At 66.7% G+C, this 2350-nt stretch carries 3 protein-coding genes; 2 read left to right on the top strand and 1 reads right to left on the bottom strand.

The annotated features are described in order from the left end of the window. Together AAGA11_23080 and AAGA11_23075 are read left to right on the top strand one after the other, a co-directional pair. The coding region (locus tag AAGA11_23080) for a hypothetical protein (protein ID MEM9605756.1) at positions 1–510 on the top strand (510 nt) is incomplete at its 5' end. Further along, entirely contained in the window at positions 507–1775 is a 1269-nt protein-coding gene (locus AAGA11_23075; GenBank protein MEM9605755.1) for a L,D-transpeptidase family protein, read from the top strand. The genes AAGA11_23080 and AAGA11_23075, both read left to right, overlap by 4 nt. Positions 1776–1836: 61 nt before the next feature. Here the strand turns inward: AAGA11_23075 and AAGA11_23070 are convergent. After that, on the bottom strand, positions 1837–2350 hold a 514-nt coding region (locus AAGA11_23070; protein ID MEM9605754.1), incomplete at its 5' end, for an amidophosphoribosyltransferase.

Here is a 2350-nt window from a genome sequence, read left to right as displayed (position 1 = left end):
TCCGACCCGATCGCGGCGGCGGCCTTTGCCAACCTCAAGACACTCAGGGCCTTCCAGGCCGCCACGTCGATCAGCGCTGCGCTCGGCACGACGGGCGACACTGCGCTGCCCACCCTCTCGTGGCTGGACGCACCCGACGTGGCCGCCCTGCCCGTGGGAGACGACAACGCCGACCAACGCGACGCGATCGAGCCCTTTGTCGCCGCCTACGCGCGCGCGCTCGGCGAGCGCAACACAGCCGACTACCTCGGCCTGTACGCGCTGTCGTACGCCCCGGCAGATGGCGCCTCCCGCGCCGTCTGGCAACTCGATGTGCTCCGCGATTTCGCCGCTTCGGATGGCTTCGAGCCAACGTACGCTGTCGAGCAGGCCTATGCGCTCAACCCCAACCTCGTCACCGCCTCATTCTCGGTCGGAAACGCCGCCGACGGCAGCCGATCGCAGCGCGCCGTGCTGCTGCAACGCGACCATACCGGGCAGTGGAAAATCCTGTCGGAGCTGACACCGTGATCACCCTGCTCAAACGCCTCCTGCTGCTGTCCAGCCTGCTGTGGCTCAGCCCGGCAGTGGCAGCAGTCGACAGCTTGCACGACCCCGCCGAAACCCGCCTCGGCGACAGCCTGCGGCTGTTGCAAGCGGGCAAGCTGGACGAGGCCATGAACGCCATCGATGCCCTGCTTCGCGATCAACCGACCTTTCAGCTGGGGCACGCCGTGCGCGCGGACATCGCCTCTCAGATGGCTGGCCAGGCGGGCGTGCTCGCCGACCACACCGCACTTGCGGCGCTGCGACACGAGGCGAGCCAGCGGTTCGCCAGCCAACACAATGCCGCGCAACGGCTGGACAAAATGCCGGCCAACCTGCTCCAGCCGCACCCGAATGCACAGACCATCGTGCTCGTCGACCTCACAGCCAACCGCTTGTACCAATACGAGCGTGCGGGCACCGACTGGCGTCAGGTCGGCGACCACTACGTGACGATCGGCAAGTCGGGGGCGGGCAAGCGCGTCGAGGGTGACAACCGCACGCCCATTGGCCTCTACCGAATCCAGCCGTTTCTGCCTGACGAGGCCCTCCCCGAGCTCTACGGCTACGGCGCCCTGCCCCTGGACTACCCGAACCCCTGGGACCGCCACCAGCGCCGCACCGGGTCGGGCATCTGGATTCACGGCCAGCCACGCAGCAGCTACGCGAGGCCGCCGCACGACTCCGAGGGCTGCGTGGTCATCAGCAACCGGGCTATGCCGGGCTTGCATGAAGACACGACCGCCGGCGCCACCGCGGTGATCATGGTCCGCTCGATCGAATGGGTCGACCGCGAGACACTCGCCAGCCGCCGCGCCGACCTCGCGCGCGTCCACGACAGTTGGCGCCGAAGCTGGGCCGAAGGCCGCATGGACCGGTTCATGTCACTGCACGCAGCCGGATTTCGCAACGACGCTCTGGATCGCACGCAGTTCGAATCGCGCAAACGGACGCTGGCCCGCAGCCGCAACGACACCCGCATCGACATCAGCGAACGCGAAATGCTGATGTTCGAGGACCTCGACGGCACCACGATGGCGGAGATCCGTTTCACCCAGGACTACGCGTCGCCGAGCTACCGCGAACGCAGCGCCAAGACACAATACTGGTCGCTCACAGGCGGCCGCTGGCAGCTCGAGCTCGAAACCGAGAAGTCACTGTCGCGCTCGCACACACCGACCCTCGCCAAGGCCGATCAGACCAAACCGGACGACGCAGCCCCCTACGGCACGTTTCCCTCGGCGCGCTGATCCCCGTCTTCCGGCTGTGTGGAGGCGCCCAACAAGGGGCGCCCCGCACTCGCCGAACGGTTCAGAGAATGTCGACCGACTCGGCCCGGTCCTCGGCGTCGTCGCCTTCCTTCCGCCGCCGTCGCAACGCATCGAGGTACGTGTCGTCGACGTCGCCCGTCACGTAGTGGCCGGTGAAACAGCAGGTTTCGAACGCGTCGATCTCACTGTCACCACGCACGGCGGCGATCAGGTCGTCAACGTCCTGGTAGATCAGCCGGTCCGCCGCGATGGCTCGGCAAATATCGTCTTCGTCGCGCTCGTGGGCGATCAGCTCTTCGCGCGTCGGCATGTCGATGCCGTAAACGTTGGGGTATTTCACCGGCGGTGCAGCCGATGCCATGTACACCCGACGTGCACCTGCCTCGCGGGCCATCTCGATGATCTGCTCCGAGGTGGTGCCACGCACGATCGAGTCGTCCACCAACAGCACGTTCTTGCCGGCAAACTCCTGGTCGATGCTGCTGAGTTTCTGCCGCACTGACTTCCGGCGCACCTGCTGACCGGGCATGATGAAAGTCCGACCCACATAGCGG

The organism is Pseudomonadota bacterium, assembly GCA_039196715.1.
Lineage (GTDB): Bacteria > Pseudomonadota > Gammaproteobacteria > CALCKW01 > CALCKW01 > CALCKW01.
The sequence above is the reverse complement of the archived record's forward strand: the minus strand, read 5'-3'. Positions and strand labels throughout refer to the sequence as shown.